The organism is Colwellia sp. SU-HH01217, from assembly GCF_057543495.1.
Genome location: NZ_BAAJLX010000001.1, coordinates 1 through 25,149 on the forward strand (window position 1 = coordinate 1; position 25,149 = coordinate 25,149).

A 25,149-nucleotide genomic window follows, 5' to 3' on the forward strand; every position below is an offset into this window, starting at 1 on the left:
GTCAACTCGAGCAAATAAAAAAGCACTTATTTTTATAAGTGCTTTTTTTACCTACATAGAATGTATTTAATCTAGAACTTACTTAAACTGAACTCGGTTTAAGAGATGGTTAATAGTTTGAAAAATAGATAAATAATTACTTTACTCTAGCTTGATAGTTTTTCTTAATTCAAGGCAAATTTCGCGTCAATAGCTGGCCTATTGCAAGAAATTTAACGAAAAAGTAAGGAAAAATAGCTGCTAGAGAAATATTTGTTAAGCCGAGCTCTGGTTACTTAGCTTTTAACTTTCTTTTTAATCGCCACAACAACCCCTTTAGCTTGTTCAAAGTAAGGTAATAATAACGGCCAATTATGTTCAGAGCCGCCAATAAAATTCTTCACTGATTCAGGTACGGTAACTTCTTTAGGAGCTACTCCCTCTTTCGTTAACGGTTGATGTATTTCTATCAAACGTAAATTATCTCTCTCGTACGACATTTTTACAGTCTGCTCAATAATATGAACGGGAGTTTTTTCCGGCACATGCTCAAAAAGCCATTTAATGTCGTTATCATACATGCGAATACAACCAGAGCTCGCTCGCATGCCTATACCAAACCTTTGGTTAGAACCATGTATTAAATACTCACTAAACCCTAGTCGTAATGCATATTTTCCAAAAGGGTTATCTGGACCTGCTGGTACTTCTCTGGCAAGCTCTTCGCCGTGTTCAGCTAAATAACGAGCACGTGTTTCTTTGGTAGGACGCCAAACAGGGTTTTCTCTTTTTTGTCCAATATAAGAAGTTGTTCGGGGAGTTTCTAGCCCTTCGCGACCAATACCAACAGGAAATACCATCACTTTATTTTCTTCTGGTAAGAAGTAATACAACCTTAATTCAGGTAGGTTTATCACAATCCCTTCTCTTTTTATAAAGGGAAGCAACATTTGAGAAGGAATTAAAACATCGGTGCCAACAGGTGGTAAAAAGGGATCGACGCCTGGATTTGCTGCAAGCAAAGCAAGAAACCCAACATTATACTTCTCTGCAATATCTTGAAAATAATCACCTTTTTCAACAGTATGTCGTTGTAACTTGCCAATTAATCTACTTTTATCATCGGGGAGTTGGTATTCAGCTGCGCTGATCGGCAACTGTATACTTAGCGCTATGGCAGCAAAAGCTGATAATACACTTGCTCGTTTAACTACGTTTAACTTCACCGCTTTTATCCCAATCTTATTAATATCTAAAATAACTACTCTCTCTTTATTACTAATTTAACAGTCCCAATAAGGTAGCGAAGCGACAGCCTGCACTCTCGATTGCTCAAGCGTTAATAACAAATGTTCAATTTTAGAGTCGAGCCATTTAGTTAATTTAACGTCAGGCTCAGCTAATTTTCTTAACTGCTGCTGTAATAACAAAATGGTTTGCAGCTCACTAATGCCTATTTTAATATCTAACCAAGGGTTTCTAAATGCCAGCCGCTCGCTTTTTTCATACAAAGAGCCAAACCAGCTACCTGTTAATAACGAGCGTATTAGTAACTTATGATGGTTAATATACTGTGCACTATCAATATTTGATGTAGCAGACATAGCGTTAACGAGATTTTGTCGATTAAACTCTAATGCCGTTTGAGCAAAACCTATAACATCAGAATTACTTAGTCTTTCGACATTGACTAAGGGTGTTTTCGACAACAGTAAACTAAGTAAAGACAATTGGACACGGTTAAAGCGCGCAGAATGAAACAAAGCAATATTTTGTTCGCTATCAGGGTAACTATTTTTTTCTGATTTTAATTGCTCAATTAAAGAGTCGCTGTAATGTAGTTTTGCGCGGTAATTACCCGTTTTTGTGGTGAGTTCTTTTAAATGGCAAGCATCTTCAACCCATTGGAGTTTTTTAATGAAAAAACTCAGCTCATTTCGCAGCTTTTTCATTTCAGGGCTTAAACATTGATCAAACAACCAAAAGCCTTGTCGTAATAAAGCCAAGGTTTCAGTAATTTTATTCAAAATTGCTAATGACGGTTTAGCCGAATAAGCATCAACGAAAGTTTGCAATTGCGTTAAACTATATTCAACACCAGTTGAAAAGACTTGTTCAATACTATTAGGTTGCTTTAAAGGAATTAGTGATAAACCAGACAACTCTTCATCGCGAACATCACAAGGAGTTTCGCCAGTAGTATGCTGATGATAAAGCGCATAACCACGAGCCGCTTTACTTTTAATACCTGGTCTGAGTTGTAAACCAAAACACAATACTTTTGCCAAAGCTAACAAGTCATCTACATGACCTTTTACTAGCTCTAACTCTATTTCACAAATAACATCTTCTTTATCTTTTGATTGTATAACCCCTTGATCAAAAACGAGTTCAACAACACTTTCTTCATTGTTTACATGTTCTATAGTAATTAACCAAGTTACTCGTGAAAAGTTCGTACTAAAAAGACTAACAAGCTGATTTTGCAGTTCATCAAGAGATTGATCTTCTGGCCATATATCTTGTGGAAATAGTGATAACTCAGGAAAGTTACCTGTAATATCAACATTATACTCAGGTCTTTGGTGTAAACCGCCAACTACTTTGCCAGCCGTTTTTATAGTTTGCTCAGATTGCTTATTATTGTTTTCATCAGCACTTGTACGTATACGTAGACCTTTATCTTGATGGCGTAATGCTAAATCAGCTGTATCAAAGTAACTATTAGTTAGCGTTTTCGTCTGGTTAACATAAACATACTTTTTAGCGTTTAGTAACTCAGAAATCTTCTCAACTGTACTGACTTCATTCTCTTTTTCTAATACTAAAAATTTAAGTTCAATCTCGGTATTCATACTTTCTCATTAAAAAGCCAAACCTTTGAGTAAAGCTCACTGTGTTATAGATTTAATGTCTAAATATACTCTTTTATCGATAAAAGCGAAATTAGATTACTTAAAAATATTGAGTATTTTCAAGGTATCCACAATTCCTCACTTGCTTTCAATACGCCAAACCCCTAATATCTGCCCTCTCTTTTGTTAATTTTGATATTGGTTATCCGATGAAAACACACCAAAAAACACGACTGAACAATGCAAAAAACCTATTCGCCTTGATTGTATTCATGCTTTCAATGCCTTCGTTTGCTTTTCAAGATGAGCAAAATGCTTCAGGTGATACTCAAGGCTATATCAGTGATGACCTATATATATACATGCACGCTGGCGCAGGAACTAACTACCGAATTGTAGGCACTATTAATGCCGGTTCGCATATAAAACTTACAGGATTATCAGAAGACGATTATAGTCAAATTATTGATGATAAAAATAAAACCGCATGGGTAGAAACGAAATACATTACAGAACAACCAGGCTTGCGATTTGTTGTTGCTGAATTAAATGCTCAACTAGCAGAAGCGACTGACTTAAACGCCCAACTAGATAGCCAGTTAAATAATGTTAAAGAAACGGTTAGCCAGCTTAATGACAACAGTAGCCAATTAAATAACGAAATTGCGACGCTAAAAAATCAATTAGCTTCTACTCAAATGAAATTAAAAACACAAGACACTGATGTTCAAAAACAGTGGTTTTTCACTGGTGCTATTGTCTTAGGTGTTGGTCTTGTTCTAGGTTTAATCTTACCTAAACTTGGTGGACGTCGCCGTGGTAATATGGACAGTTGGTCTTAATCATTCGAGGCTACATTAGCCGCTATAACCGATAAAAACTCACAATAAAACGATAAATAACGCATAGTTAATTATCGTTTTTTTTGCTAATGATCCCTTCAATATCATTAATAATTTGATCAAGTGCATTTAATTTCACGTATTTATTCATATTAGTAATAATTTTTGCTGACTTATCCTTATCCATACTCATTAATGCTTGATGTAATAAATCTTCTCTTGATAAATGTGCTTGAATTAACAATTGCTGCTTAGCACATGCCGCTAAACGTTTAGGTTGGTCTTTAGATACTGCTGCCGCCACCGATACTTTTGCCAAGTCAATGCATTGTAAAATTGTATCGCCAGCGCTAATAACTCTTCCTTTGGCAGAAGTAAGAAGTGCGATAAATTCGTTATTATCAACAGATTTCATACACACAACACCACTCGTCTGATTTTTTGCAGTGTTATCATTCGATTCAGAGTTAATCGGAATATCTTTTGGGTAATTATCACCAAATACCATCACGCATGGCATTTGGGTTTGTTGATAAAAGTCTATCGCCGCTTGATAATAAATATCAGCAGCCAAACCCTCTTTGCTTTTATGACCACCAGAGCCGGCATTAAAAACAAAATACTCATCACATATAAGATTAAATTTTTTAAGCGTTTGTTTGGTAAATGATTCACTTATTACAGAATACACCGCTCCTACATTTTTAGGTGATGGTCGATTAAACAGAGCAAGTTTAGTTTTTTGAAACCAACTTAACGGCTCAATGCAATAATCGGGTTGAACAACCCAATGAATATCAGTGTTTAATAACCGATTTAATTTTAACCCTCGAGATCGCTTTTTCTTATGCTGAGAAATAAAAGCAACTTTAGCACCGACCTCTTTCGCTTTTTTAAACTGTTGTGCACGCCCAGAAGCATCAAAAATGACTAAATTAGGTTTAATCTCTTCAATAAAACGATTCACCGATTTAGTATCTTTAGTCGCAGAGCCTTGGCACGGGTGCACAGTAAATGGGCAAGATGAAAAATAAGGTACGTCTGCATTTAAAATAAAGTGAATCTCGCAATTAGGCCATTTTTCTTTGATCGCTTTAGCAATAATTAAAGAGCGATTGTATTCACCAATACCTGATATTGATGAAACGGGAATAAATAAGAGTCTTGCATTGTTCATCATTAGTTTAAAGTGACCTGTAATACCTTAATTTGGCAATTTTAGCCTAAATATCAACATCAATACTATTAAATTATTTTTTAAGGAAATTATTATCAATCAGTGAGTTCTCGCTTGCTCTCTGATACAATGCTGAGAATTTTTTGTTCGCAATCCCATGTAAAAAATCAACATAAATATAGGAACTCACCAATGAAATTGAAATTACCACTTTTCATTTTCTTAGCATTCACCACATTAAACCTTATTGCTGCTCCTTGGGTTGAGTTAGACGATTTTGCATTAAGAAATGATATTCAATTTTTAGCTGATACTGGCATTATTACAGTTCCTGTAACCACTTATCCTCTGATGTGGAACGCCATAATGCCTGACATTAGAAAAGCAGACTTACAGCCATTAACAGACGCACAAAAATTGGCCGTAAGAAATGTCCACCGTCATTTTGGTTTTGTCTCACGTAAAAATAATATCAGCCGCATAAAACTATATGCAGCTTCGAGTGAACAACGTTTCACTAGTTTTGGCAGTAATGATTTCGATCAAGGTGGTGTTAGCCTTTCGCAAGAGTATTTAGGTGAAAACCTAGCGGGTAAAGTTCAACTTAATTACCGCGCTGGATTAGACCATAATAACGCCATTAATCAAGGCAATGACTATAATATGGACGGCAGTTATCTTGCTTACAAAATGGGGAATTGGGTGCTCAGCGCTGGTGTTATTGAACGTTGGTGGGGCCCTGGTGTTGATAGTAGTTTAATTATGTCCACCAATGCTCGCCCATTACCGGCATTAAGTTTAACCCGCGACTCTTCACAAGCTTTTGAAACCCCATGGCTTAGCTGGTTAGGGCCATGGACATTAACCACACAAATGGCGCAACAAGAAAGCGATCGGGTGGTCGAAAAACCATTAATTTGGAGTAGCCGAGCAACCATTCGCCCTTTTAGAGGATTAGAAATTGGCACTTCTTGGTCTGTTCAATGGGCAGGAAAAGGACAACCGAGTTCAATAAGAGACTTTTTTGACATAATTTTTGGTGGTGTTGAATGTGCCAATGGTGCGTCTGAGTGTGATGATGATTTAAATACCAACAAAGGTAATCATTTAGCAGGTTATGATATTCGTTGGTCTGACACTTTATTTAATACCTCTTATGCAATTTACACCCAAGTTATTGGTGAAGATGCATCACCTAATGGTTTAATTTCAGATAAAGCCTCAATGTACGGTGCAGAGCTACGCTTTAGTACTTGGGGACAACGCATCCTTACTAGCCTTGAATATTCAGACACTCAAGTTAGTTGTAGGAATGCAGAAGATACTTCTCAAAATTGTTTCTATGAGCACAATATCTATGAGTCAGGGTATCGCTATTATCGCAGAGCCATCGGCTCAACCTATGATAACGATACGCAAGCAATGGTGTTAACGGTATTATCTCAACTTCCAAGCGGCAATAGCTGGCAATTAAAGCTAAGAAAAGCTGAACTCAATACTAACAGTGACAAAAGCCAAGCCAGTGACAAATATCCTAATGACCCTAATATGGGTAATACAGTAGCTAAAGTGCCAGAAGACTTATTACAACTGGCAGGGGAATATCGTTTTTATGCGCTAGACTCTCGTTTTACCGCAGGAGCTATCATCACTAATTCGACGATAGCCAACGAAACTGACAACAATTTTGATGCCTATGTGAAATGGGAATATAGATTTTAGCGCTGTTTTATAGCCAAGTACTTGCTAGTCGCAAACGCTTAAAAACGTAACGTGACAATAATACAAAATATGTAATTCTATATTTAACTGGTAAATTAATTATGTTCACCAAAAACTTTAAGGTCTTCCATTGCAATACAGAAAAGAAATAGATGGCTTAAGAGCACTTGCTGTGCTGCCGGTAATATTGTTTCATGCTGGTTTATTCGGTTTTACTGGTGGCTATATTGGCGTTGACATATTTTTTGTCATCAGCGGTTATTTAATTACGACTATTATTATTGATGAATTAGCTCAAGATAGCTTTTCGATTAAAAAATTCTATGAGCGAAGAGCTAAAAGGATCCTACCTGCGCTATCAGCTGTATTAATTATTACCACTTTATTAGCTTTTATTTTTATGCCCGCCAATTTGCTAAAGTCATATGCAAATAGTGTCATATCTGTAGTTACTTTTACTTCTAACTTCCACTTTTTTACCACCAGCGGATATTTTTCAACGGTTTCGGATCAAAAACCTTTATTACACACTTGGAGCTTAGCCGTTGAAGAGCAATTTTATTTGTTTTTTCCTTTGATGTTAGGTTTTTGGTGGGCAAAAGGGAAAAGCTTCATTGTAAAAGTAGTCACTGCTCTATCTATATTGTCATTATTACTCGCCCAGTATTTAGCCGTTAATAGCTTTACAGACGCTAATTTTTATTTAATTTTTAGTCGTGCTTGGGAATTATTTGCCGGAGCCTTAATTGCTTTAACGAATATCCAAAAAGTCTCAATCAGAGCATGGCAAAGAGAAGCACTTGGTATTATTGGCATACTGTTAATTATTTTTTCAATTTTCACTTTTGATGAGCATACATTATTTCCGAGCTTTTACGCCTTAGTTCCAATTATCGGTACGGTATTAATTATTACTTTTAGTACCTCGAACACTTGGGTTGGAAAAATACTCGCAAACCGCTTGTTCGTTAGTATTGGCTTAATTTCCTATTCTTTGTATTTATGGCATCAACCCTTTTTTGCTTTTTTACGTTTAAAGTCAGTGGGAGAGCCTGGCGATGAACTATTTATTTATGCCATTGTCTTAAGTTTTATCTTTGCAATTTTAAGCTATCACTTTGTTGAAAAGCCTTTTAGAAGAAAACCGTCGGGCACAAAAAAAGCCAGATTTTCGGTCTTACAATATTCAGGTATGTCTATTGTGTTTTTTATTGTAATTGGCCTAATTGGCGTCAGCAACAGAGGTTTTCAAGAAAGATTTGGTGAAAGCAGTTACCTGGCATCTATTAAGTTCAGCCCGAAAAGAAAAGCCTGCCACTATAACGGTCGAAATTTTGAAACACCCGAAAATTCATGTCGTTACTTTGGCCAAAATGTGACTTGGGCAACGTTTGGAGATAGCCACACAGTAGAGCCTGCCTACGCCTTAGCTAAAGCGCTAGAGCCTAAAAACATCGGTGTTTTGCATTTAAGTTTTAGTGGCTGTGTGCCTTCACTTTTATTTGATGTAACCGATCCCGGCTGTACTCAATGGGTAAAAGATGCGTTTAGTTACTTAGAAAATAATCAGACGATTGAAAATGTTTATTTAGGGTTCAATTATAATGGTTTTCTATTTGGTAGCCACCGAAACCACTACCCTGAAATACCCAATAAGGATCCAAGCCTTTTATTAACTGACGACTATAGCCATTTAACCGCAGCTCAAACAAGAGAGTTATATTGGCAAGGATTGTCGTTAATGGTAGAACGCTTAACTGCTTCTGGAAAAACAGTTTATATTCAATACCCTATTCCGGAGCTTCCCTTGCATATTAGTAATTTGTTAACGCCTTTTTCTATTTTCGGCGGCGGTTTACGGTTTGACTTACAAAAAACGACAAATGCAGATTATTATTTTACTCGAAATCGGTATATATTAGAAAAACTAGACGCTCTCAATTATAATCATCAACTTATTGCAGTTAAACCTTTTGAATTGATGTGTAATAACAATAATTGTCCTGCGGTAAGTAAAGGTAAGTCACTTTATTTTGATGACGGGCATTTAAGCGTTTTTGGCGCACAAGAGTTAATTTCGAAAAGTCATATTGTTGATTAATTAAGTAGTAAAAATATCCATTAACGTTTGTTAAGATAAATTTAAGGTTAAGTGCAAAAAGATGATAAAAACCCAAACATTTCCGCCAAGCAGATTCAGCCGTTTGTCTATTTTATTTTTTCGTTTTTTTATTCAACGATTTCTACCTACTTCGTGGTTTAGAGCCGAGCTACCGCCGCAATCAGAACGACATGCAAAAACAGACAACTTAAGTTTAGAGATTGTTAGTCACTGCTGGCAATATTCCAACATGTTAACTTATCAACTCAGCTCTTTTGTGAATACCCCCCCAAAAGATATCACGTTAACAGTCACTGTATTTTATTCTGAAGAAGATACGAATACTGCTGCGACATTGGCTTATTTTTCGACATTAGTTGTCGAAAACGTCACTTGGAATTGGCAGCCTTTAACTAATGGAAAACTATTTAGAAGAGGCATTGGCCGTAACATGGCGGCGTTATCAACCAAAGCTGACTGGATTTGGTATACCGATTGTGACATTATTTTTCATAAAAACTGTCTCGACTCTCTTGCACAACAATTAAAAGGGAAAACACAAAGTTTATATTTCCCAAGGCAAGAATACACAACAGAAATGCTTGCTGAATCGGACCCCATGCTTCAGGCAAACTCTAAACCGCAGGTGGTTGATATAAATACAGATAACTTTAGCTTATTTTCTAGAGATAAAGCCAAAGGTGCCTTTCAAATTGTGCATGGCGACGTAGCCCGTGCTATTGGTTATTGTGGCAAATTATCGATGTTTCAAACAGAATCTGAACGTTGGAGAAAAACCTACGAAGATACGGCCTTTAAGTGGTTAATAAGTAGTGAAGGTATTCCGTTAGAAATAGAAGGCGTTTTTCAAATTCGGCATATTAAAAAAGGCCGATACGTGCAAGACAGCTGGATTTCTAAATTACGTAGTAAAATACGTAGAACCCAAGAATAACAGCATAATAAAGCCTTATATTCAGATTGCGAGTTAAATAAAGCGTATACCTTCTTATGATAAATTATTTTTTTATATCGTCTCCTCTACACTTTTTTGTGGCGACTAATTTAGCCTTATCCCACAAAAATGATACTAATATCGCTCTTTTTATTAGTAAAAATAAAACAATTGCACAAAAATATGGCAATGCGACTGAGCACTTTAGCGATATTTTTGTGCATACCCTTGATTTAACCATTGATGATAGCCAGAAAAAATACAAACAAAGGCATTTAAGGTTTAAGCAAATTGAAGCTCTGCTTTCAACGACACCACCCGATAGAATATTTACTGGCAGTGATCGGCGCATGGAATTTCAATTTACTATGCACAAAGCTACACAAGCAAATGAAAACGTTAAAGGTATTTATTTAGACGATGGCACAGTAAGTTATCTTGGTCATAAATCCATAAACAGTATTTTTCATCGCTATATAGACCCGTTAATGAAAAAATTAGTTTATGGCTTTTGGTGGAAAAATGCATTAACCACAGGAAGCTCTGATTGGATCTCAACCGCTTACCTTGCTGTTCCTAAAGATGCCCACCCATTGCTGTCGTCAAAAGAACTTATAGCGCTAGATACTTCGTACTTTGCCTGTGACCAATTTTTACAAGTTAATGAGTTTTTAGTGGCAGAATATACTGAGTTATCCACGATAGACTTTTCCAAAGTAAAAGCGGTGGTATGTCTACCTAATGAGTCTTTTTATCTCAATGACCCTGACTTTTTACAGAAAATAAAATCCGCTATTACCAAGCAATATTCGTTGTCTGATATCGCAATAAAAGCGCACCCTAAAAGTCATAACATGGCATTACTTTCAAAGGCTTTTCCCAACAGTACGCCCTTACCACATACTTTGGGTATGGAGCTTTTATTACCCAAGCTTAGCGATGACACATTAATTATTGGCGATGTTTCAACTGCCTTATTAACCGCTAAATGGTTAAAGCCTAAAGTCAGTGTTCAAGCCTATGAGTTAGATAGCGCCATTTCAAAAAACTTAAAAACGCTTTTTACCAGTTTAGGTATTAGCTTTGTTTCGCTTTAATATGTTCGGCTTTACTAAACGAACAGCGCTGCATAATTCCTTTTTAAAATGCAGCCAATATAACCGATTGCCAAAGGAAACCGCCAATGTTTAAAATTTTAGATTGTACGCTACGCGATGGGGGTTATTACAACCATTGGGACTTTTCACCAGAGATTGTACAAGCCTACATTAATGCAATGGTCGAAGCTAAAATTGACTATATTGAATTAGGACTTCGCAACTTTACGCAAGAGGGTTTTCGGGGTGCTTTCGCTTATACTACTGAAAATTTTCTCAATCGTTTAGCACTACCAGAAGGCCCAACTTATGGTGTAATGATTGACGCGAAAACCATATTAAGTGCCCAAATTTCTGTTGATGCAGCCGTTGATTCATTATTTGTTGACTGTGCAGAGAGTAAAATTGATCTAGTGCGTATCGCTGCTCATTTTCATGAAGTAGAACAATCCGCTGAATTAGTAGCCTGCCTAAAACGCAAAGGCTATATTGTCGGCTACAACTTAATGCAAGCAGCAGGAAAATCGACAGAACTAATTGCACAGAAAGCTGAAATTGCACAGTCATGGCAAGGGTTAGACGTATTATATTTCGCAGACTCTTTAGGCAATATGGACAGTGAAGAAGTTAAACGCATAGTCAGAGCACTACGCCAACACTGGCAAGGCGACTTAGGAATCCATACCCATAATAATATGGCTAAGGCACTCGATAACTGTTTAACAGCAAGGAGTGAAGGTGTTAAGTGGCTAGATAGCACCATTACTGGTATGGGCCGTGGTGCAGGTAATGCCCAAACCGAAAATTTATTAGCCGTTGTTTCTAAAGAACAAGCACCTTACAACGCAACCCCTGTCTATGAATTGGCTATCCGTCACTTTGAGGCCATGCAAAAAAGCTGTGGTTGGGGGAGTAATTTATTATACTTTTTAGGCGCACAAAATAATTTACATCCAACGTATATCCAAAACTTACTCGCAGACAGCCACTTTGGTACCGACGAAGTTATTGGTGCAATTAACTATTTAAGCCAACAAGAAAATAAATCATCATACAGCGGTGATGTTTACCGAGCAGCTTTGTCTTTTTCTGGCGAAAGCAAGCCACTGAGTGGCTCAACAGCGCTATGTAATATTGCAGCAGAACAAGAAGTATTAATTATTGCTAACGGACCCGGGTTACATCAATATTTAAAAGATGTTATCGCCTACATTCAAGTGAAGAAACCAATTGTTATTGCGATTAATGTAATTGCCGAATTAGCCGATGTTGTCGACTACTATTGCCTGTCGCACAACAACAAGTTTCTTTCTGAGTCTGAAATTTACAATACCTTGGTTAAACCTGTTATTTTACCGAAGCACCGCTTTAATGACGCAGAGCTAACGTTGTTTTCTGATAAGTGCCAACTAATAGATTATGGTTTAGAGGTGCAAGTAGGGGAATTTTTTGCTAACGACACTCATTGTATTATTCCTTTTGATATCACTGTCGCCTATGCATTCTCGATTGCCGAAACGATGAATGCAAACAATGTAACATTAATAGGCTTTAATGGTTATAACAGTAACGATACCCGCCAATTAGAAATGCTTGAAACAATTAATTTGATGCATAGTTTCTCAATCAGCAATCATTTAATGGCATTAACACCGACAACTTATCCACTTAAACAGGGATCAATTTATGCGCCCGTTTAATGAATACGACCTTATAATCTTTGATTGTGATGGCGTAATACTTGATGCTAACATTTTAAAAATTGACGCCATGAAAAATGCGTTAATTGATAGCGGTATTGCTTTGTGTGAAGCTGAACAATGTGCAAACTTTTTTGCTGAAAATTTCGGAAAATCTCGGTTCTATCATGTAGATTATTTTGTTGAACACCTGATTAGTATTAAAGAATCTGAGATTGAACATTTTAAAAAATCGTTGTTAACGGCTTACTCTCTGCAATGTAAAACACTTTATTTATCGGCTAACATCACGCCTTTTATCAATGAATTATTAATAAAAAACACAGCGATAAAGTACGTCGCTAGTGGCTCAGAACAGCAAGAGCTTAGAGATGTATTTAAACACAGACAATTAGATAGCTATTTTAAAGAGATTCTTGGCTCTCCGGAAAAGAAGGTTAATCATGTCACTAACATTGTAAACAGGCATCCAAGGTTAAATGCCGTAATGATAGGTGATGCAGTCTCAGATCTTGAGGCAGCTAAAGCTAATAACATCGATTTTATTTTTTATAGCCCATTTTCCAATGTTGACGCAACAATGCGTGAACTCTGTCTGAGTTATAATTATCAAATTATTGATTCTTTTGAAGAGGTTTTAGAGCAATGAGCAAGGAAAAAAGCTACGCGGTAGTGATACCGGCAAGATTTCAATCATCAAGATTTCCAGGTAAACCATTACTCGACCTTTGTGGTAAACCTATGATCCAACATGTATGGGAACGTTGTTGCACTGCTGTTGGAGCCAATAAAGTGTATGTTGCCACCGACAATGATGACATTGAAACTGTAGTAAAAAACTTTGGTGGTTCAGTCATTAGAACCAGTAGTGATTGCCTGACCGGCACCGATAGATTAGCTGAAGCAAACCGTACCCTTAATTGCGACTTTATTATTAATGTTCAAGGAGATGAACCGCTGATTTCTCCTGACGATATTAATAGTGTAGTGCAAGCCTATTTAACAGGGGATGGTAGTGTTGTTAATGCGATGTGTGAAATTACAGATGAACAAGAATTTAAATCATTCACTGTGCCAAAAGTTGTTTGTGATCAAGCAAATAAATTACTCTACATGAGCCGCTCTGGTATCCCTTTAACCAAAAACGGAGATTTTAAGTTTGGTTATAAACAAATCTGCATTTATGCGTTTTCTAAAGAGCATCTAGAATTCTTCTTCTCTCATCCGAATAAAACCCCGCTTGAAGCTGTAGAAGACATCGAAATATTAAGATTTTTAGAGTCACACTATCAGGTTCAAATGATTCAGGTAGAAAAAGGCTCTTACGCAATAGACGTACCAGAAGATGTTGAAAGAGTTGTAAAAATTTTACAAAACAATCAGTCATAAAATTAGGTAGATACTGTCAGTAACAGCGATAAAAACACGCGACATAAAAAGACTCAGCACCAGTAAGACTATTTTATAACGCTTTGTTATAGCCATTAACCATTAAGTCATTGACAGTAGCTGAGTAAATACGTTATAAATATCGCATTAAAGAGAATATTTATTCACTTACAAAGAATTTAAAGCAATGATGGCACAAGTTAAGTACATTCAAATTAACCTCCTCCTCGTATCATTAGTACGCGGATAGGTTATTATTGCTTAAGAAAAATGCAAAAAAATAATAAAACCCGCGCTACTTTTCGCGGGTTTTTTTATGCCTGCAAAATAGCATTAATAATTACAGAGTTAAGTATTAGAATTAGGACGAAATAATGAATACCGACCAAGCAATTAATCAGGCTAATAACCAGTCTGACAAAGACAGAGTTATCATTTTTGACACTACTTTACGTGACGGAGAACAAGCACTTAATGCCAGTTTATCTGTACATGAAAAGTTGCAAATTGCACTCTCGTTAGAACGCTTGGGCGTTGACATTATGGAAGTGGGTTTCCCAGTTTCGTCACCCGGCGACTTTGACTCTGTACAACAAATAGCTAGAACAATTAAAGATTCTCGTGTGTGTGCTCTTGCCCGCGCTGTAGAAGGCGATATTAAAGCTTGTGCTGATGCCTTGAAAGTTGCTGACCAATTTCGTATTCACACTTTTATCTCAACCTCAGATGTGCACGTACAACAAAAACTGAAAAAAGATTTTTCCGATGTACAAGCAATGGCTGTTCATGCGGTTAAATATGCGCGCCAATTTACGGATGATGTTGAATTTTCTTGTGAAGATGCAGGCCGCACTCCTATTGATAACTTATGTCGTATGGTAGAAGCCGCAATAGATGCAGGAGCAAGCACTATAAATATTCCTGATACTGTAGGTTACACCCTACCGTTTGAATTTCAGGGCATAATTACTAACTTGTTCAATCGGGTTCCTAATATTGATAAAGCGGTAATTTCAGTACATTGCCATAACGATTTAGGACTAGCTGTTGCCAATTCAATGGCTGCAGTACAAGCGGGTGTCCGACAAATTGAATGTACCATTAATGGTATAGGTGAACGTGCAGGTAATTGTTCATTAGAAGAAGTTGCGATGATTATGAAGACGCGCTCTAATTTATTAAGCGTTCATAGCAATATTAATCACCAAGAAATTGCACGTACATCTAAGTTAGTTAGCACACTGTGTAATATGCCTGTTCAGTTAAATAAAGCGATCGTTGGCGGTAATGCCTTTAGTCATTCTTCAGGTATTCATCAAGATGGTATGTTAAAAGCCAGCAATACCTATGAAATAATGACCCCAGAAAGTGTCGGTATTGCTAAAACTAAATTAAATTTGACCTCTCGAAGTGGTCGCCATGTCATTAAACACCGCATGGAAAGTTTAGGCTACCAAGAAAGTGATTATGACATCGAGCAACTTTACGCTGACTTTTTAGCGCTTGCCGATAAAAAAGGCCAAGTGTTTGACGATGATTTAGAAGCGTTAGTTTTTAAATTACAGCAAAAAGATTTAAAAGATTATTACCAAATTGAACAGCTAAATGTACAGGCAGGAAGCGGAGAGTTTTCAACCGCCAGCATTAAACTTATTTCAGGCGAAGACAGTCAAATTGTTTCAGCAACCGGTAATGGCCCTGTCGATTCACTTTACCGTGCAATTAAACAAGCCGTAGATATTGAATTTGAAGTAAGCGATTACAAAATTTCAAACAAAGGCTCTGGTGAAGATGGCTTAGGACAAGCAGATTTAGTGATCACTTGGCAAGAGCGAAACTTTCATGGTTATGGCCTTGAAACAGACGTAATTGAAGCCTCGGGACAAGCATTAATTCATGCGTTAAATAGCATTCGTCGCGCCATGACAATCGCAGAGCTAAAACAAAATAAATAACATTGAAAATAGTAGAAACAAATAAAATTTAAAGAGAATAAATTCATGTCTAACATAGCAATATTAGCCGGCGATGGTATCGGCCCCGAAGTGATGGTTGAAGCCAAAAAGGTATTAACCACAGTCGCAGAAAAATTCGATATTCAAATCAACACTAAAGATTATGATGTTGGCGGAGCAGCCATTGATAACCATGGCAATGCCCTTCCAGCTGAGACCTTAACCGGTTGTGAAAACAGTGACGCCATTTTATTTGGTTCGGTAGGCGGTCCTAAATGGGCAAACTTACCTCCAACAGAGCAACCTGAACGTTGTGCATTATTAGGATTACGTGGTCATTTCGATTTATTTTGTAATATGCGCCCTGCTACCTTGCAACCTGCTTTATCCTCATTATCAACACTGCGCAACGATATTTCAGAGCAAGGGTTTGATGTACTAGTGATACGAGAACTTACCGGTGATATTTACTTTGGAGAACCAAAAGGCCGCAAAGGCGAAGGCGAAGAAGAGACAGGGTTTGACTCTATGTTCTATTCTCGTCGTGAAATAAAGCGTATTGCGCATTTGGCTTTTCAAGCCGCACAAAAACGAAATAACAAAGTAACCTCTGTAGACAAAGCTAACGTATTAGCCACGAGTCAGTTATGGCGTCAGGTCGTTGAAGAAGTTGCAGTTGACTATCCTAAAGTTACTTTAGAGCACTTATACGTTGATAATGCAGCTATGCAACTTGTTAGAGATCCGAACCAATTTGACGTTATGCTTTGCCCTAACTTATTTGGTGATATTTTATCTGATATTTGCGCCATGATTACTGGTTCTATGGGCTTATTACCGTCAGCCAGTTTAAATGAAGCTGGCTTTGGCATGTACGAACCAGCTGGTGGCAGTGCGCCAGATATTGCAGGTAAAGGCATAGCTAACCCGATTGCTCAAATTTTATCTGCCGCATTAATGCTACGTTACAGCCTAAACGAAGATAAAGCCGCACAAGCGGTAGAAAACGCTGTAGCAAATGCACTAGATAACGGTATTTTAACCGCCGATCTTTTACCAAGTGAACAACGCAATAATGCTAAATCCACCAGCGAAGTTGGTGACTATATCTGTCAACAAATTAAAAAGGCTAGCTAATCATGTCTAACACAGCTAACACCTCAAACGAAAGCACCGCCACTACTTTGTATGAAAAGTTATGGCAATCTCATTTAGTTGAAGAAAAAGCAGGCGAGACTCCGCTACTTTTTGTTGATCGTCATTTGATCCACGAAGTAACCTCTCCACAAGCTTTTGCTAACTTAAAGTTTCATAATCGCCCTGTACGTCATCCTGAACGTACTATCGCAACAATGGATCATAATATTTCAACTCGTTCAATTAAAATTGATGCTGCTGGAGAAGGCGCTGCGAACCAATTACGCACTTTAGAGAAAAATTGTAAAGAGCACGGTATTGAGATTTTTGGCATGGGTCATAAAAACCAAGGTATTGTACATGTTATGGGGCCTGAATTAGGTTTAACTTTACCCGGAACAATCATTGTTTGTGGTGATTCTCATACCGCGACACACGGCGCGTTTGGAGCATTAGCTTTTGGTATTGGCACCTCTGAAGTAGAGCATGTTTTTGCCACGCAAACGCTACGTCAAACTAAAGCTAAAACCATGAAAATTGAAGTCAAAGGTAAAGTCGGCGTTGGCATCAGTGCTAAAGACATCATTTTAGCGATTATCGGTAAAACCGGTAGCGCGGGGGCGACGGGTTATGTGGTTGAATATTGTGGTGAAGCAATAGAAGCACTTACCATGGAAGAGCGAATGACCATTTGTAACATGAGTATTGAGTTTGGCGCAAAAGCTGGATTAATTGCTCCCGATGCCACCACCATTGATTATGTAAAAGGCAGAGAATACGCACCTAAAGGTGATGTTTGGCAACAAGCCGTCACTGACTGGGAAAAATTAAAAACTGACAAGGGCGCGATATTTGATACTGTTTTAACCTTAGAAGCTAAAGATATTAAAGCCCAAATTACTTGGGGTACAACACCTGGACAAGTGACTTCTGTAGACTCTGTAGTACCTTCTCCTGACGATTTTTCTGATGCAGTAGAAAAAGACTCTTGTGTTAAAGCGCTAGATTACATGGGCTTAACAGCAGGTATGAAAATCACTGACATTGAAATTAACAAAGTATTTATTGGTTCTTGTACAAACTCTCGTATTGAAGATTTGCGCGCAGCTGCCAACGTTGTTAATAAATATAACGGTAAAAAAGTATCAGCTAAAGTTGATGCGATTATTGTACCCGGCTCATACCGCGTTAAAGAGCAAGCTGAAGCTGAAGGTTTATCACAAATTTTTATAGATGCAGGTTTTGAATGGCGCTTACCGGGTTGTTCAATGTGCTTAGGTATGAATGATGATGTACTGAGCGAAGGTGATCGTTGTGCTTCTACTAGTAATCGTAACTTTGTCGGTCGCCAAGGTCGTGGCTCTCGTACACATTTGGTTAGCCCTGAAATGGCAGTTGCTGCAGCAATTGAAGGTCATATCGTTGACATTAACGCACCATTACCACCAACAAGCCAAAACGCATAGGAGAACACCATGGAAAAATTTACACAGCATACCGGTTTAGTTGCTCCTTTAGATGCAGCTAACGTTGATACCGACCAAATAATCCCTAAACAGTTTTTACAAAAAACTGAACGCATTGGTTTTGGTCAGCATTTATTTCACGATTGGCGTTATTTAGATGGTGCGGGCACGCAAGACAATCCTGAATTTGTTTTAAATGCCCCTCAATATAAAGGCGCTAGCATTTTATTAACGCGTGAAAACTTTGGTTGCGGTTCAAGTCGTGAGCATGCTCCTTGGGCACTTGAAGAATATGGTTTTAAAGCCATTATTGCTTCAAGTTTTGCTGATATCTTTTTTGGTAACTGTATCAATATTGGTCTTGTGCCAGTTAGATTAACAGATGAAGAAATTGAAGAATTATTTGTTAAAACTCAACAAGAAGATATTACCGTCACCGTTGATTTAATCAATAATAAAGTGATTGCTGGCGATGTTACATATAACTTTGCCTTAGATGACTTTCATCAATATTGTTTAGAACAAGGTATTGATAGCGTGGGTTGGACATTAAACAAATTAGATAAAATTAAAGCATTCGAAAGCAAAATGCCTACATGGATGTAAATGTAAAAGTAGGGGCGTGAGCAGGACGCGGAAGCTTTGCCTACATGGATGTAGGTAAGGGGCGTGAGCAGGACGCGAAAGCTTTAACTACATGGATGTAAATAACAGCTAAAATATGCTCGATTAAAAACAATAAGCTGATGTAAACCTAATGCGTTTCATCAGCTTTTTTTACACTACCAACTCGACAATGCAGATAAACTAAAATACTCACCTCGATAACTAAGTATCACTTTTTGGGGCAATATTTTTTCTAAATACACATTGTCTGCAATTTTATCGCCTTCATATCTATCTCTACCGTTCACCCTTATCCACCCTTCACCATCGCTGGCGTAAATATGCATATCAAACTCTAATGGAGGTATAGATTTTTGCACCCAATCAGGCATATCTGTTAAAGGCACAGTATTTTGGTAAACTTGTTCATTACCTATTTCTTGTGTTTGAGGAGTGCTAATATCAGCGGTTTCTTCTATAGCAGATTGAAAACGAGCCAAAAACTCATCTGACACACCCTCGACCGAATTAACGTTAAACTGCTCAGCTTCGCTTACCTCACTGGACTGACTTTGCTTATTTGACTCAATTGGCTTTTCGATAATTGCTTCTTTAACTAGATTTTTCGAAGGCTGTTCAATAAATGGTTCATTGTTTGATACTGGATGACTGACTACCTTCACCTGTTTTACTATTTCTGGCTTATCAACATGAGTAACCAATATGGATTGTTCACTTTGTTTGGCCACATTGTCTTTATCGCTTACGGCTTCTATATTTTCAGCCTCTAGTTCCTTAGTTTTTACCACCTCTTTTTTATCGAGTTTAGTTGGCGTCTGTGCATTAGCACTAAAGTTTTGTTGCACATTCTTTTGCTGTCCCCACCAAATACCTAAAAACAAAACTAAGGTTAAACTCGATATTGCTAATGGCCACTTTACTAAGTTCTTTTGCCACCAAGGCTCAACTTGATACTCTTCACCTAGCGCCTCAAGAGACGCTTTAATCACGCATTTTTTAGTAACTACAGCGTCATTATTATTGTAGGCAATCATTAAAGAGCGATCGCATAATAAATTAATCAACCGAGGAATACCTTGCGAAAGTCTATGAATCAGTGCCACCGCACTATTACTGAAAATATTCCGATGGCAATCTACTACTGATAAACGATGCTTTATATAACTAGCAACTTCTTGTTTGTTAAGAGGCAGCAGATGGTATCGCGCGGTTATACGCTGTGCTAATTGTCTTAGGTCACGTCGCTTTAACAATTGCTGTAATTCAGGTTGACCAATCAAGATCACTTGTAATAACTTTTTGGTATTCGTTTCAAGGTTGGTTAATAATCTCAGTTGCTCTAATACTTCTGGCTGTAAATGCTGAGCTTCATCAATAATTAATAGAGTATTTATATTACTTTCATGATTTTTAAGTAATTTATGTTGAATTTTATCTGTAAGGGTTTTAAGAGTTGCGCCCGTTTTTCGATATTTAATGTTAAGTTCATCACAAATTGTCGCTAACAATTCTTGGCTTGATAATGTTGGGTTTAAAATAAAAGCGCTTTGTACATTCTCAGGCAATTGCTCCATTAAGCAACGACTGATCGTCGTTTTACCTGTGCCCACCTCCCCTGTTAATAAAACGAATCCGCCAGTATTAGCTACGCCAGCGCCTCCTAAACCATGGGTTAAATGTGATAATGCCTCACGGTGGCGATCACTCATAAATAAGAAACGTGGATTAGGTGCTATCGAAAAAGGCACCTCACTTAAAGCGAAAAAAGCTGTATACATAAAAAGCTAACAAGAATTATTAAATAGGAAAAAGCATGATTGAAATTACCTACTTGTTCGCAGTATGTCAAAGAGCTTACATAAATATTATGATAAACTTACTTTATCAACCTATTAAAGAGTAACTTTGTTTTGCCAACACCGAGTAGTAATCAAACTGAATCTCTCCCCATTAACAGTTTTTTAGTGGGAGGAGCTGTTAGGGATCAGTTATTAAATCGTAAAGTAAAAGATCATGATTATTTGGTCGTTGGCAGTAGTATTGAACAAATGTTATCTCTAGGATTTAATCAAGTAGGTAAAGATTTTCCGGTTTTTCTTCACCCTGAAACCAAAGAAGAATATGCATTAGCCAGAACGGAGCGAAAACAAGGGCAAGGCTATACGGGATTCGTGTGTTATGCCGAGCCTGACGTCACTATTGAAGAAGATTTATTACGCAGAGACTTAACCATTAATGCCATGGCAAAAAGCATAGATGGACAAATAATCGATCCCTTTAACGGCCAAGCAGATTTAAACAATCGTATTTTACGCCACGTTAGCGACGCTTTTATTGAAGATCCGCTTCGTGTTTTACGAGTCGCTCGTTTCGCCGCTCGATACCACAGCTATGGTTTTACCATTGCCGATGAGACCTTAGCTCTGATGACTCAAATCAGTTTAAGTGGTGAATTATCATCATTAAGTGCTGAACGTATTTGGCAAGAAATGCAACGCAGCTTAGCTGATGATCACCCTGAGGTGTTTTTTCAAGTATTGCGTAGCTGCCAAGCATTAAAAGCTCTATGGCCTGAATTAGACTGTTTATGGGGTATCCCCAATCCTGCACAATGGCACCCTGAAATTTGCAGCGGCGTACATACCATGATGGTATTGCAACAAGCGGTAATATTAACTAATCAAGCGCTAGACAATAAAAACATTCAACAAGTAAAAACCGTGATTAGGTTTGCCGCACTTTGTCACGACTTAGGAAAAGGACTGACCCAATCTGATAAATGGCCAAGCCATCATGGTCATGAAAAAGCAGGACTCCCCTTAGTAGAAAAAATTTGTCAGCAGCTCAAAATACCAAACCAATACAAGCAACTTGCTTTAAAAGTATGCGAACATCATTTACATTGCCATAAAGCTTTTCAATTAAGACCCAGCACGTTATTAAAGATATTTAATCAACTTGATGTATGGCGAAAACCTGATGAATTTGATGCTTTTGTCATGGCATGCAAAGCTGACTTTCTTGGCCGAGCAGGTTTTGAAGATCGTCCTTACCCACAAGCAATTTATTTAAAAGAAGCAATGACTGCGGCGGTAAAAGTTAATGCTAAAGCTTTTGTTGAACAAGGTTTGACAGGCGTTGAAATTAAAAAGGCAATGGCTGATACTCGCCTAGATGCAATAACAATTATAAAAAATCAATATGAACCCGTGCTTTAGTCAGTTAACTCCTCCAGAAACACGCTTTATTTTCATGACTTTGCATATATAAAAATACATATGCACGATAAAAACAAAAAACCAGCCGAAGCTGGTTTTTTATTATGTCAGTAAACACACTCACTAAAGTGAGTGTTTACATTTCATTTAAAAGTTATACGTTGCTTTTACGTAGTAGAAACCACCACTGTAATCAAATGGCCCACTTTCGTAATAAACACCACTTACAACACCGTATGCACCTTGGCCATCGCCTGGTACTACATCTTTTTGTAGTTTTTGAGCTTCAGTATCAAGAATATTATTAGCGCCTGCTGATAATACCCAGCTATCATTCACGTAATAGCTCACTTCAGCATCTAAGGTAAACGACGAACCAGCCATTTCAGACCAACCATAAGAGCTATCTACATCAGGTTCATCAGCATGTGTAGCAAACCATTCGCCAAAGTAGTTAGCACGAACAAACATGCTGACACTTTCCCAGCTTTGCGCCATCGTTAATGTACCACGATGCTCAGGAATGCCTTCTTCTAAACGACGTACTTTAAAGTCAGAAGTGAATGATCCAGGATCTTTAACTTCTGTAGCATTGTAGTTATAGGCAAGACTAAAGGTTGTATCACCGTCTAATAGTTCCATACCGTAGTTCATTACAACATCAACACCTTGTGTTGTGGTATCAAAATCATTAGCAAAAAAAGTTACTGAGCCGTCCAATAATAATTCAGGGCTTGGGTACTTACCTTGTAATGCGTCAACATCTGCTTGAGTTACATATATTTTATCTGTTTGCGCAACACGATCGTTCACATCAATGCTATAAGCATCAACCGTCATGAAGAAGTCGCCATTTTGGTAAACCGCACCAAATGCAAAACTTGTCGATTCTTCAGGTTGTAGCTCAATACCACCTAATTGCGCCGACACTGGGTGTGTTGGCGGGTAAGTGGCCGATTGAATTAATTCACCTTCAACAAGAGATGTTTGTGTATTTACCACGTTCGCTTGACCAACGGTTGGCGCTCTAAAACCTGTGCTGTGTGAAGCACGTAATGACAACTCATCAGTTAATGCATATTGCGCGGTTAATTTATAGCTTACGTTACTACCAAATGTAGAGAAGTCTTCATAACGTACTGCTGCGCCTAGTAAGAAGTCATCTGTTAAATAAGCTTCAACATCAACATAAGCCGCAATACTTTGACGAGAGTTTATCCCTTGAGATTCAGGTGAGAAACCGGCAAAACCATGAGAACCTACACTAAAGCCTTGACTCGCTAGCGGCCCTTGTTCCCAAGACGCTTTTTCGCCCGAGATAATTTCAAAACTCTCTTGACGCCATTCTAGACCCGCTGCAAAGTTCATATCATCGTCTAAACCAATATCAATACCTTTTACTAAATCAGCATTAAATGACTTTTCTAATTGGATGTAAGAACCCGCTTCAAAAGCATTATTTGGTTGTTGAATATTTAATGCCCCCATCGATGGATTGACGGTATTGACTAAAGTATAAGTAGATTTGTTTCGCCCAACAGAGCCGCTAATGTCGTAATAAGCTTCGTCTAAGAAACCGCCTTTAATTTCGCCTTTAGTGCCCATAGTTAATGAAGCATCATTAATTACGCCAGTAAATTGTGGTGTGTAACCACCGGGCATAAGTTCGTTAAATGCCCAACAATTGTCATTATTGGCAACGTTATCAATATAGTCTTGCTGGGTTAATACATTATCAGAAGTAATTGGTATATTTGGACAAGCCGCAGCATTACCGTCCATTGCGCCAACTAATAAGTCACTATTGCCGTCGGTAAAAACGCCACCACGATTTTGCGGGTTACGATAGTAATAGCCACCTGTTGCAGTACGATCAGAATAGTTACCAAACATGTAAAATTCTTTATCATTACCTAAATCTAAACCAACATTACCAAACAAAGTAATATCATCATCAATATCTGGGTTACCCCACGTCATTGCTGGCGATTGTACAGCGGTATTGCCTGCATCTATTAATCCTTGAGCATCTGGACGTTGAACACTTCGGCTCGTTGCATCAGCTGTTTTATACTGGAAACTTAAGTTAGCAAAGCCATCATCGGTAAATGGCATACCCACGTTACCATCAACCACCATTAATCCGCCATCGCCTTCATAATATTCGCCCGCTTTAACAGAAATAGAGCCACCATCAGCTTCATCTTTTAAGACAAAGTTCATTACACCAGCAATAGCATCTGAACCATATTGCGCTGCCGCACCGTCTCGCAATACCTCAACTTGTTTAATAGCAATACTCGGTATTACTGAAATATCTGGACCTTGTGCACCATCATTTACCCCACCACCTTGGAAGGCGATTACAGAAGCTCTATGACGACGTTTGCCGTTAAGTAAAATTAACGTACTGTCTGAAGACAAACCACGTAAATTTACTGGACGAATAAACGAAGCAGCGTCAGATATTGGCTGTTGACGTACATTTAAAGAAGGAATTGCCCCTTGAAGCATATCAAGCATATCACTTGAAGCATTTTTACCTAGCTCGTCACCACCGACGATATCGATAGGTACAGGCGAGTCTGCAACCGAACGCGGTGCAGAACGAGAGCCAACAACCGCAATACGTTCAACGCTTTTTTCTTTTTTTACTTCTTCAGAATCATTTTCAGCAGCGTAGGCTGATACAGTTCCTAACGCCATGCTTACAGCTAGCGCTAACGTTCCTGTGCGAAATTTAGTAGACATGTTATTTCCTTCCCAATTTGGATAATTTTTAATTATTTATTTTTATTCATATTTATTATTTTGTTACTTAGATGATTTATTTCACGATGTAAAAAATAACTAAGACAATTATTTATAAAACAGCTAATTTTTCATTACAAGAGCAGAGTTTTTGATTGAGTTGACGATAACTGGCTCG

18 protein-coding genes are annotated in these 25,149 nt (G+C 37.8%); 13 read left to right on the forward strand and 5 right to left on the reverse strand.

Going from position 1 to position 25,149, the window contains the following annotated elements:
- Window positions 1–275: 275 nt before the first annotated feature.
- Complete coding sequence (locus AC27G3_RS00005) at window positions 276–1,205, reverse strand: L,D-transpeptidase family protein (protein ID WP_487117767.1); 930 nt, start codon at window positions 1,203–1,205, stop codon at window positions 276–278.
- 57 nt (window positions 1,206–1,262) lie between these two features.
- Entirely contained in the window at window positions 1,263–2,834 is a 1,572-nt protein-coding gene (locus tag AC27G3_RS00010; protein WP_487117768.1) for a CYTH domain-containing protein, read from the reverse strand.
- A 209-nt stretch (window positions 2,835–3,043) separates the two neighbouring features.
- Between AC27G3_RS00010 and AC27G3_RS00015 the strand changes: the two genes are divergently transcribed.
- On the forward strand, window positions 3,044–3,676 hold the full coding sequence (locus AC27G3_RS00015) for a TIGR04211 family SH3 domain-containing protein (protein ID WP_487117769.1): 633 nt from the start codon (window positions 3,044–3,046) through the stop codon (window positions 3,674–3,676).
- Window positions 3,677–3,743: 67 nt separating this feature from the next.
- Here the strand turns inward: AC27G3_RS00015 and AC27G3_RS00020 are convergent, their stop codons facing one another.
- Window positions 3,744–4,856, reverse strand: coding sequence for a glycosyltransferase family 1 protein (locus tag AC27G3_RS00020; RefSeq protein ID WP_487117770.1), 1,113 nt, complete (start codon window positions 4,854–4,856; stop codon window positions 3,744–3,746).
- A 189-nt stretch (window positions 4,857–5,045) separates the two neighbouring features.
- Between AC27G3_RS00020 and AC27G3_RS00025 the strand changes: the two genes are divergently transcribed.
- The 11 genes from AC27G3_RS00025 to leuD all read left to right on the forward strand — a co-directional run bounded on the left by AC27G3_RS00025 (window position 5,046) and on the right by leuD (window position 18,981).
- A complete protein-coding gene (locus tag AC27G3_RS00025; RefSeq protein ID WP_487117771.1) occupies window positions 5,046–6,575 on the forward strand; it encodes a capsule assembly Wzi family protein in 1,530 nt (509 codons plus the stop codon).
- A gap of 130 nt (window positions 6,576–6,705) precedes the next feature.
- Window positions 6,706–8,676: an acyltransferase family protein gene (locus AC27G3_RS00030; RefSeq protein WP_487117772.1), complete on the forward strand. Its 1,971-nt coding sequence runs from the start codon at window positions 6,706–6,708 to the stop codon at window positions 8,674–8,676.
- Window positions 8,677–8,737: 61 nt separating this feature from the next.
- Window positions 8,738–9,631, forward strand: coding sequence for a glycosyltransferase family 2 protein (locus tag AC27G3_RS00035; protein ID WP_487117773.1), 894 nt, complete (start codon window positions 8,738–8,740; stop codon window positions 9,629–9,631).
- A 56-nt stretch (window positions 9,632–9,687) separates the two neighbouring features.
- Window positions 9,688–10,728 (forward strand): polysialyltransferase family glycosyltransferase, encoded by a 1,041-nt coding sequence (locus AC27G3_RS00040; protein ID WP_487117774.1) that lies wholly within the window; start codon window positions 9,688–9,690, stop codon window positions 10,726–10,728.
- A gap of 86 nt (window positions 10,729–10,814) precedes the next feature.
- Window positions 10,815–12,428, forward strand: coding sequence for an aldolase catalytic domain-containing protein (locus tag AC27G3_RS00045; RefSeq protein WP_487117775.1), 1,614 nt, complete (start codon window positions 10,815–10,817; stop codon window positions 12,426–12,428).
- Entirely contained in the window at window positions 12,415–13,077 is a 663-nt protein-coding gene (locus AC27G3_RS00050; RefSeq protein ID WP_487117776.1) for an HAD family hydrolase, read from the forward strand. The genes AC27G3_RS00045 and AC27G3_RS00050 overlap by 14 nt, the downstream gene beginning before the upstream one ends.
- Complete coding sequence (gene kdsB, locus AC27G3_RS00055; RefSeq protein ID WP_487117777.1) at window positions 13,074–13,817, forward strand: 3-deoxy-manno-octulosonate cytidylyltransferase; 744 nt, start codon at window positions 13,074–13,076, stop codon at window positions 13,815–13,817. The genes AC27G3_RS00050 and kdsB overlap by 4 nt, the downstream gene beginning before the upstream one ends.
- A gap of 374 nt (window positions 13,818–14,191) precedes the next feature.
- Entirely contained in the window at window positions 14,192–15,772 is a 1,581-nt protein-coding gene (gene leuA, locus AC27G3_RS00060; RefSeq protein ID WP_487117778.1) for a 2-isopropylmalate synthase, read from the forward strand.
- Between the two features lie 45 nt (window positions 15,773–15,817).
- Complete coding sequence (gene leuB, locus AC27G3_RS00065) at window positions 15,818–16,909, forward strand: 3-isopropylmalate dehydrogenase (protein ID WP_487117779.1); 1,092 nt, start codon at window positions 15,818–15,820, stop codon at window positions 16,907–16,909.
- Between the two features lie 2 nt (window positions 16,910–16,911).
- Window positions 16,912–18,375 (forward strand): 3-isopropylmalate dehydratase large subunit, encoded by a 1,464-nt coding sequence (gene leuC / locus AC27G3_RS00070; protein WP_487117780.1) that lies wholly within the window; start codon window positions 16,912–16,914, stop codon window positions 18,373–18,375.
- Window positions 18,376–18,384: 9 nt separating this feature from the next.
- Window positions 18,385–18,981: a 3-isopropylmalate dehydratase small subunit gene (gene leuD / locus AC27G3_RS00075; protein WP_487117781.1), complete on the forward strand. Its 597-nt coding sequence runs from the start codon at window positions 18,385–18,387 to the stop codon at window positions 18,979–18,981.
- A gap of 176 nt (window positions 18,982–19,157) precedes the next feature.
- Here the strand turns inward: leuD and AC27G3_RS00080 are convergent, their stop codons facing one another.
- A complete protein-coding gene (locus AC27G3_RS00080) occupies window positions 19,158–20,780 on the reverse strand; it encodes an AAA family ATPase (RefSeq protein ID WP_487117782.1) in 1,623 nt (540 codons plus the stop codon).
- Window positions 20,781–20,951: 171 nt separating this feature from the next.
- Here AC27G3_RS00080 and AC27G3_RS00085 point away from each other — a divergent pair, with 171 nt between their 5' ends.
- Window positions 20,952–22,220: a multifunctional CCA addition/repair protein gene (locus AC27G3_RS00085; RefSeq protein ID WP_487118667.1), complete on the forward strand. Its 1,269-nt coding sequence runs from the start codon at window positions 20,952–20,954 to the stop codon at window positions 22,218–22,220.
- A 147-nt stretch (window positions 22,221–22,367) separates the two neighbouring features.
- On the opposite strand, the gene AC27G3_RS00090 is transcribed toward AC27G3_RS00085, so the two are convergent.
- Entirely contained in the window at window positions 22,368–24,971 is a 2,604-nt protein-coding gene (locus AC27G3_RS00090) for a TonB-dependent receptor plug domain-containing protein (protein WP_487117783.1), read from the reverse strand.
- Window positions 24,972–25,149: the final 178 nt, after the last annotated feature.

Excerpts from the sequence above, each read along its gene's own strand:
- AC27G3_RS00025 (WP_487117771.1), top strand. The coding sequence starts at position 5,046 with ATGAAATTGAAATTACCACTTTTCATTTTCTTAGCATTCACCACATTA.
- AC27G3_RS00045 (WP_487117775.1), top strand. The coding sequence starts at position 10,815 with ATGTTTAAAATTTTAGATTGTACGCTACGCGATGGGGGTTATTACAAC.
- AC27G3_RS00090 (WP_487117783.1), bottom strand. The coding sequence starts at position 24,971 with ATGTCTACTAAATTTCGCACAGGAACGTTAGCGCTAGCTGTAAGCATG.
- AC27G3_RS00015 (WP_487117769.1), top strand. The coding sequence starts at position 3,044 with ATGAAAACACACCAAAAAACACGACTGAACAATGCAAAAAACCTATTC.
- AC27G3_RS00050 (WP_487117776.1), top strand. The coding sequence starts at position 12,415 with ATGCGCCCGTTTAATGAATACGACCTTATAATCTTTGATTGTGATGGC.
- kdsB (WP_487117777.1), top strand. The coding sequence starts at position 13,074 with ATGAGCAAGGAAAAAAGCTACGCGGTAGTGATACCGGCAAGATTTCAA.
- leuC (WP_487117780.1), top strand. The coding sequence starts at position 16,912 with ATGTCTAACACAGCTAACACCTCAAACGAAAGCACCGCCACTACTTTG.
- AC27G3_RS00010 (WP_487117768.1), bottom strand. The coding sequence starts at position 2,834 with ATGAATACCGAGATTGAACTTAAATTTTTAGTATTAGAAAAAGAGAAT.
- AC27G3_RS00040 (WP_487117774.1), top strand. The coding sequence starts at position 9,688 with ATGATAAATTATTTTTTTATATCGTCTCCTCTACACTTTTTTGTGGCG.
- leuA (WP_487117778.1), top strand. The coding sequence starts at position 14,192 with ATGAATACCGACCAAGCAATTAATCAGGCTAATAACCAGTCTGACAAA.
- leuB (WP_487117779.1), top strand. The coding sequence starts at position 15,818 with ATGTCTAACATAGCAATATTAGCCGGCGATGGTATCGGCCCCGAAGTG.
- AC27G3_RS00080 (WP_487117782.1), bottom strand. The coding sequence starts at position 20,780 with ATGTATACAGCTTTTTTCGCTTTAAGTGAGGTGCCTTTTTCGATAGCA.
- AC27G3_RS00020 (WP_487117770.1), bottom strand. The coding sequence starts at position 4,856 with ATGATGAACAATGCAAGACTCTTATTTATTCCCGTTTCATCAATATCA.
- AC27G3_RS00035 (WP_487117773.1), top strand. The coding sequence starts at position 8,738 with ATGATAAAAACCCAAACATTTCCGCCAAGCAGATTCAGCCGTTTGTCT.
- leuD (WP_487117781.1), top strand. The coding sequence starts at position 18,385 with ATGGAAAAATTTACACAGCATACCGGTTTAGTTGCTCCTTTAGATGCA.